Origin of the sequence: Aurantimicrobium sp., assembly GCF_036667855.1 — a bacterium.
Lineage (GTDB): Bacteria > Actinomycetota > Actinomycetes > Actinomycetales > Microbacteriaceae > Aurantimicrobium.
In genome coordinates, this window is the sequence record NZ_JAVWTF010000060.1 from 1 (window position 1) to 7,749 (window position 7,749).

The 7,749-nt window shown below is 55.5% G+C and carries 8 protein-coding genes; 5 read left to right on the top strand and 3 right to left on the bottom strand.

Annotated elements, in window-relative coordinates; genetic code table 11:
• The 3 genes from RR877_RS09240 to RR877_RS09250 all read left to right on the top strand — a co-directional run.
• The coding region (locus RR877_RS09240; RefSeq protein ID WP_332628001.1) for a lytic transglycosylase domain-containing protein at positions 1-554 on the top strand (554 nt) is incomplete at its 5' end.
• The gene (locus RR877_RS09245; protein WP_110233778.1) at positions 554-844 is read left to right on the top strand and encodes a hypothetical protein; all 291 of its coding nucleotides are present in this window, start codon (positions 554-556) and stop codon (positions 842-844) included. The genes RR877_RS09240 and RR877_RS09245, both read left to right, overlap by 1 nt.
• A 3-nt stretch (positions 845-847) precedes the next feature.
• Entirely contained in the window at positions 848-1,585 is a 738-nt protein-coding gene (locus RR877_RS09250; RefSeq protein WP_110233776.1) for an alpha/beta hydrolase, read from the top strand.
• Positions 1,586-1,607: 22 nt separating this feature from the next.
• Here RR877_RS09250 and RR877_RS09255 read toward each other — a convergent pair whose 3' ends face one another.
• Together RR877_RS09255 and RR877_RS09260 are read right to left on the bottom strand one after the other, a co-directional pair.
• A complete protein-coding gene (locus RR877_RS09255) occupies positions 1,608-2,657 on the bottom strand; it encodes an AI-2E family transporter (RefSeq protein WP_277495164.1) in 1,050 nt (349 codons plus the stop codon).
• Positions 2,658-2,673: 16 nt separating this feature from the next.
• Positions 2,674-3,765, bottom strand: a complete 1,092-nt coding sequence (locus RR877_RS09260; RefSeq protein WP_332550861.1) for a DivIVA domain-containing protein — start codon at positions 3,763-3,765, stop codon at positions 2,674-2,676.
• Between the two features lie 202 nt (positions 3,766-3,967).
• Between RR877_RS09260 and RR877_RS09265 the strand changes: the two genes are divergently transcribed.
• Complete coding sequence (locus tag RR877_RS09265) at positions 3,968-5,752, top strand: hypothetical protein (protein WP_332619063.1); 1,785 nt, start codon at positions 3,968-3,970, stop codon at positions 5,750-5,752.
• Complete coding sequence (locus tag RR877_RS09270) at positions 5,752-6,738, top strand: tetratricopeptide repeat protein (protein ID WP_332619062.1); 987 nt, start codon at positions 5,752-5,754, stop codon at positions 6,736-6,738. The genes RR877_RS09265 and RR877_RS09270 overlap by 1 nt, the downstream gene beginning before the upstream one ends.
• Before the next feature lie 3 nt (positions 6,739-6,741).
• Here the strand turns inward: RR877_RS09270 and glgB are convergent.
• On the bottom strand, positions 6,742-7,749 hold a 1,008-nt coding region (gene glgB / locus RR877_RS09275; protein WP_332628003.1), incomplete at its 5' end, for a 1,4-alpha-glucan branching enzyme.

A 7,749-nucleotide genomic window follows, 5' to 3' on the forward strand; every position in this document is an offset into this window, starting at 1 on the left:
GCTCGGCAGGATTGTTTTCTTCTGCCTTTGTCATCACGGTGGCCTTGTTATTGGTGAACGTCGTTGACCCATATTCGGGTGCTGTTGCGTCGCCGTATTACATCCCCGCCACCACGACTTCTACTCTCGATGGTCAAGATGTCACCATCGAGGGAACCTATACAACCGCGGCTGGCCGTGATGCCGTGACCGTTACAGGTCGTTCTGCCGCCAAAGCATCAGCGACGGCGCCTGCTGCAGGAACTCCCGACCCCGACACCGCCCAGGCCATCGGCCTGGCAGCTGTCAAGGCTCGTGGCTGGGGCATGGAGCAGTATGACTGCCTCGTTGCGCTGTGGAATCGTGAGTCCCGCTGGAACGTTTATGCCCACAACACCAGTAGTGGTGCGTATGGAATCCCACAATCCCTGCCGGGTGAGAAGATGGCTACTGTCGCAGATGACTGGCAGACCAACCCTGCAACACAAATTGAATGGGGCCTGCGGTATATCGAGGGTCGCTACGGTTCACCCTGTGGCGCTTGGGCACACTCTGAAGCTGTTCGCTGGTACTAATGGCGCGCAACAATCGTTCGCGCAAGCGTGAGGCCGAGTATGAGCCTCTGGACGTGGAGCGTCTGACTACGGGCTGGCGTCGTACGGAGGTGCGCTCAGGCCGTCAATGGACTGTACAGCCCATTTCAGCACTCAATGCCACCAAGACGTACACTTGCCCCGGTTGCTCGGGAGAAATTGCTCCAGGCGTTTCTCACCTCGTTGCCTGGCGAAACGATGGCATTCTGGGAGACCAGGCTGATTTAGAAGCTCGTCGCCACTGGCACGAGGCCTGCTGGAAAGTGAGCTAAAGCGTGTCTACTGAAATTCGTGGTGGTATCAACCTGCCTGCTGTGCGGGAAGAGATTGAACTTCACACCAGTGATGGACTTACCTTGGTGGGGGAGTTGGCACTACCGCTTGGCGGAGCACCTGTGGCAACTCTGGTGACCCTGCACCCACTGCCTACTGCTGGCGGCTTCATGGACTCCCATATCCTGCGCAAAGCTGCCGGTCGTCTGCCTGCCTTGGCGAATATTGCTGTGCTGCGCTTCAACACCCGCGGCACCAAGTCTGCACGTGGTCAGAGCCACGGTGAATTTGGTCATGGTGTTGATGAGCGCGCTGATGTGGCCGCTGCCATGGCGTTTGTGACCGAGCGAGGACTACCACACCCCTGGTTGGTGGGCTGGTCATTTGGAACAGAGCTGGCCTTGAAATATGGCCGCGAGCACGCCATTGACGGAGCTATTCTTCTTTCTCCACCTTTACACCGCGCCACGGCAGAGGAAGTTGCCGCTTGGGATGGAGATCATCGCCAACTCGTTGCGTTGGTTCCAGAGCATGACGATTACCTCCAGGGGCCCGAAGCACGGCAGCGCTTCTCCACTGTTTCTCACATCGACATCGTCGAGGTCGAGGGAGGCAAGCACCTCTGGGTTGGAGAGAACCAAACCAAACGTGTGCTCAACGAAATCGTGGAACGAGTCAATCCCTCAGCTGCGCCCCTGCCGGAATGGTGGGACGGCGAAGTCGCTGGTTCCAGCGACTAGTTCTGGGCGGGAGAAAGCGAAGCTAGGCCTCGTTTTGGGCCGGTATGACCACTTCTTTAATGATCAGCACTATCGATGCTGCGATGGGGATAGCCACCAGTGCACCCAAAATACCCATCAAGGTTCCACCAGCTAGCGCGGCAATCACCACGATGGAACCGGGGATAGAGATCGCCTTGTTCATGATCTTGGGGCTGAAGACATAGGCCTCAACCTGCATGTAAATCAGGAAGTAGATACCGATGATGAGAGCTACCTGGCCATCTGCCAAGAGAAGCTGACCCAAGGTCACGATGATGGACGCCATCACGGTACCAATAAGTGGGATTAGGGCAAAGAGGAATGCCAAGAACGCGAACAGCAGTGATTGCTTTCCGCCAATAAGGTTCAGCATGATGAATGCCAAGACACCGTTCAGAGCAGCCAAAGCAATCTGACCGACAACATACTTGCCCACTCCGCCGGTAATTTCCTCGCTCATCTCCATGAACTTTTCGCGCTTGCTCAGGGGAACTAGCGAATAGGCAGTGTTCTTAATCGTCTGCAGTGAGGCGGTGAAGTACAACGTCAGAATGACAACAATCAGGGTGCCTGTCAGTGCGTTGGCTACGCCCACGCCGACTGCCAGTGCACCACCAGCAATCTTGCTGATGTTGGCGGGATCACCGAAGAAGTGGCCCACATCGGCAATGACCTGGTTCACGTCAATAAAACTTCCGAACTGCTTTTGAATAAACGCGATCCAGTCAGAAGTTTTCAAAGAGGTGATTTCCTTCGGCAGTGTATTCCACAGCGAAATAATCTGATCGACCATGATGGGCACAATCGCAAACATGATGCCCATCAGGCCACCAACAACTGCAATAACGACGGTGAGGATTGCTGCCCACTTGGGGAATTTTTTGCTTTGCAACCACTTCACTGCGGGGTCAAGACCTAGCGAAAGGAAGAGTGCAATAAAGATGTAGGTGAGGACGGTTGCCAGTGACTGCACTGCCGTCATCAAGACAATGCCCAGGCCAACGCCCAAGCTTCCGATTAGACCAGCGCGGAATGCATTCTGGATGCGCATCGGGAGGGCTCCTTTGTTAACGGTCAAGCTTTTTTGTCGTCACAGCATCACCAAGAGAGTGCTGTAACTCCAACCGTAGCGCGTCAAAGAACGCAGCGACGGATTCACGCTCCACACGAATGTCTTCGAGTTGCGAATAAATGGAGGCCAAGACTGCGGCAACATACTTCTCTGCATCTGCAATCTTCTTGCGTGCAAGCTTCTCAGCGCTGTCGAGCTGTTTGGCAGCACGGAGCCGGGCTTCTTCAACCAGAGCTTCGGCTTGAATCGCTGCATTGCGTTGAAGAGGTACTAGCTCCGCCTCAATCGTGCGCTGGCGAGTTCGTGCCGTAGCGAGCTGAGCTTCCGCTGCGCCAATATATTTCTCTGTTTGCAACACAGATTCTTGGTGGCGAACTTGAAGTTCTTGCTCCATCTCAGCTCGAACCGCTGCTCCATCAGCTTTGAGTTTGAGAAGTGAGAGAATTTCTTCATCTAGTGAAATCTTGGGATCTCGATTCGTCACCAAGACCAGTTTGAGTTCTTCTGCTTCTCGGTGGGCTTCCGCGGTCAGGCGGGCAATTTCGTTGCGAGTTTCTGCACGCAGATTAGCTGCCAAAGTCGCCGCTTCTCCCCGAAGTCGCTGGGCTTCCTCTTGGCCGGAAGTCACGATGGCCGCTGCTTCAGCCTCGGCATCGGAAATGATCTTTTCAGATAGCTCACGAGCTTGTTCGGTCATTGCTGCGGTGAGTGCCACTGCCTCTGCTCGAGCACGCTCATAGTCATCACGTGCGGCTTCAATGAATTGACTTGAGGTTTTCTCTGCAGCAGAACGAATAAAGAGGGCGTCGCTTTCTGCTCGCTTCACAATCTCAGAAGCGAGCTTGTCGGCTTTCTTGAGTTTGTTGTTGAGTTTGGTATCCAGGCCCTCCACCGTGGGAGTTCCTTTCATGTCAACGTCGAGTTCCAGCTCTGCGATTCGAGCTTCGCGTTCTTTGAGCTGAGCCACCGCGTCATCGTGCAGTGTTTTCGCGCTGAGCAATTCCCGGCGAAGTTTTTGAACCAGTGGATCAACTTCAGCAGGGTCGTATCCGCGCAGAACGCGTGAAAACGATTCTTCCGATGCCACTGTTGACCTCCATAGCCCCGACAATTCGGGGAAATTCTAACTGTGTGAGTCTATCCAGCTTGGCCCGTGGAGTATGTCCATAAGTAGGGTCATGGCCCTCTCACAGGTTTGTTCTTGCTGTTTCGGGTATCTTGGACAGTGACTTAACGTGACGGACGAGGGCGATTCTGGTGTCTTGCCGATTACGTGGAGGAGACAAATAGTGCGGTTCCTTATTGCCATTGGTGTGTTTGCCGTGGCTGCAGTGTTGCTTGGCGTGGGTGTTGTCCAGAAAGTGTTCTTTGCGGGCGACGAATACACAACCTTGACGACCACTGTGGAGACCAACGCTCCCTACATGGTCATTGATGGCAAGACCCTCACCATGCACGGAACTAACCCCATCATTACTGTGGCTGGTTCGAAGACCACCTTTGTCGGCTTTGGGCGCAACGAAGATGTTGCAGCTTGGATTGGCTCCGACGACTTTGATGTTTTGAAGTATTCAACGAAGAAGAGTGACTTTGTTTTCGGTGAAGGTAAGCCGGTTGTTGTCGAGTCCACAGATATTGAGACTCCAGCTCTGACGGAGAAGCCAATTCTCACCCCCGAGGGGAGTGACTTGTGGCTGGGCGAAGCAGTGGGCAAAAACACTGCCACTCTGCCTACATTCCTCGACAGTGACATGTCTGCCATCATCGCCTCTGATGGAAAGACCAATGCTCCCGGCACAGTGACCATTGCATGGCCACTGCCCAGCCGAACCCCCTTTGCAACCGGGCTCATCATGGGCGGTGGTGTTGCGGCACTCGTTGGCTTAGTGCTCTATTTGTGGGCTTTGCGTCACGACCGTAACTCTCAAGGACCACGCCGTCGCGGCAGACTTCCCAAGCCACCTAAGCCACGCGCCCTGCGCATGCCCACTCCCAAGTCTCTGGTCAGTGCCGCCCCTAAGGGGCGCCGTGGCATTACACGTGGATCAAGTTTTATTGCCATCGGCTTAGCTGGTGCATTGACCCTGGGGCTGAGTTCCTGCAGCCCCTACAACTCAGGGCAGAATGTTTCCGTTCCCACCCCCACAGCAACTGAATCTGTAGAAATTGATGGTCAGCCACCTGCAGTGACCGAACGTCAACTGCAGCGCATCCTCAGCAAGATTTCACTGACCGTGACCGATGCGGATGCTGCACTAGATCCAGCGTTATCTGCAACTCGTCTGATTGGTCCTGCGCAGGAAATCCGTGCAGCAAACTATGCCATTCGCAAGGCAGATTCATCGGTTGCTGCACTTCCCGAGCTTGCTGCCTCACCCATCACCTTCACGATGCCTCAGGCAACGGCCACGTGGCCACGCCAGGTCATCGCTGTTGTGCAGAACGAAAACGATCCCTCGGTTCCCACCATGGGATTGATGATGATTCAGAATTCACCTCGTGAGAACTACCACGTGGAATACATGGTTACGCTCGAACCCGATGCGCAGGTTCCCACCGTGGCACCTGCCAACGTCGGCTCTGCACTTGTTGCCCCTGACTCTAAATTGCTCTTAATCTCGCCCGATCAGCTTTCGGCGGCATATGGTTCTGTACTCGCTCAGGGTGAGGCAAGTCCGTATTACGGTTTGTTTGATCTCACTTCTGACACCCTGGTCACTCAGGTGGGTAAGGCATACAAGGACCAGAAGCAAGCTTCTGTTTCTGAGCGTGCGTCACTGGAATTTAGTCAGAACGCAGGTTCGGGTGCTCCCTTAGCCCTGGCCACAATGGACTCTGGTGCCATTGTGACGGTGAGCTTGAACGAGATTGAGACCGTGCGACCCACGCAAGCCGGTGCATCAGTGAGCCCCGAAGGCCAGGCCAAGATCCTCAGCGGTGTGAGTGCCTCCACTACGGGTGTGGAATCCACCTACGGAATGGAACTGGCGTTCTATGTTCCACCACTGGGTAGTAAAGACAAGATTCGTCTCCTGGGTTACACCCAGGGACTCATCTCGGCACGAGGTCTCTAATGTCGTTGCCTTCTCTACCTAACCTTCGTGGTGCCGTTGATCTGAGTTCACTCGTGAACAAGCCTCAACCGGGCTCTGTCAACACTGCTGGTGGTACTCGTGCGCCTGGTGAGACATCTGCGCCAGTATCTGCTGGCACCCAGATCCCTGTCCCTCAGCTGGTCTTAGAGGGCACGGACGCGAACTTCACCGCAATTCTGGATCTGTCTAACCAGGTGCCCGTGATCGTCGATCTCTGGGCTGAAGAAGCGCCGCAGTGCGCAGAGCTCTCACCCATCCTGGAAAAGCTCGTACTGAGCTTTGAGGGGCGTTTGATCCTGGTTCGAGTGAACGCAGTCGAGAACCCAGGTTTGACTCAGGCATTCCAGGCACAGACTGTTCCCACCACCGCGGCAGTGCTGGCGGGAAGGCCACTGCCGTTATTCGCTGGTGTCGCCGGCGAAGCCGACATTTTCAATCTGTTCGAGCAGGTTCTCGAACTTGCTGCCCAAAACGGGGTAGTAGGTATTGCCAAACCTGCAGGTGCTCCTGCAGGTGACAACGGTGCTCCGGTTGAACCCCCTGCACCTGCGCTGCCTCCACTTCACCAAGAAGCTTTTGATGCTGCTGAGCGTGCTGATTACCCCGCAGCTATTGCAGCGTGGGAAAAGGCACTCAAGCAGAACCCCAATGATGCAGAAGCCAAGGCTGGTCTTGCGCAAATTTCTCTGCTGCACCGTCTGCAGGGCAAAGCTCTTGCAGATATTCGTGCAGCGGCTGCTGCCAACCCTGACGGCTTAGAGCAGCAGCTCGACGTTGCGGACCTGGATGTGTCAGGTGGACACGTGGAGGACGCGTTTGATCGTCTCTTGGTGCTGTTCCCCAAACTGGATCAAGACGGCAAGAACGCAGTGCGAGCACGCCTATTAGACCTCTTCGAGGTTGTGGGTCTGACTGACCCTGCCGTCAACGCGGCACGGATGCGGTTGACGAACCTGCTCTACTAAGTCTTACTTAGCGGGTTTGTAGAAGAACAGCACGCCCAGAGGTGGCAGGGTGATTCGAGCGGAGTGCTCGAAGTTGTTCCACTGATCCTTGGTTGCGGTCACCTTGCCCATGTTGCCCACACCGGAACCACCAAAGTCGGTGGCATCCGAGTTGAACAGCTCAGTCCAGACCCCTCCCGAGGGAAGTCCTAACTGGAAGTCGCTGTGTGGGTTGCCAGCAAAGTTGGCCACGACAGCAAGGGCGTTACCCTTCTTGTCGTAGCGCACGAAGGAAACGACGTTGCGGCCGTTGTCTGCGCCATCAATCCACTGGAAGCCCGCAGGATCGCTATCGCGCTCCCACAGGGCTGCCGTGTCTTTGTAGACGGTGTTGAGCTGCTTAACCATGCGCTGGAGACCCTGGTGGGCTGGCTGGTCCAAGATCCACCAGTCGAGCGAGCGTTCCTGGCTCCACTCGGAAGGCTGACCAAACTCTTGACCCATGAACAGGAGCTGCTTGCCTGGGTGTCCCCACATGAATGCCAGATAGGCACGCATATTGGCAAGCTTCTGCCAGTGGTCACCAGGCATCTTGGCCAGAAGTGAGCCCTTGCCGTGGACGACCTCATCGTGAGAAATGGGGAGAACGAAGTTCTCGCTAAAGGCATACTGGAACGAGAACGTGATGTCCCAGTGGTGATACTCGCGATACATCGGGTCGGTGTGGATGTATTCGAGGCTGTCGTGCATCCAGCCCATGTTCCACTTGAAGCCGAAGCCCAGTCCACCTGCTTCGGTGGGGGCGGTGACGCCGCCCCAGGAGGTGGATTCTTCTGCTGCCATGGTGACACCGGGGTGGTGCTTGTAAACAGTCGCGTTGGCTTCCTGGAGGAAGTTAATGGCTTCGAGGTTCTCGCGGCCACCGTATTGGTTGGGCAGCCACTGCCCGTCTTCACGGCTGTAGTCGAGATAGAGCATGGATGCGACCGCATCCACACGCAGACCATCGATGTGGAATTCTTCGATCCAATA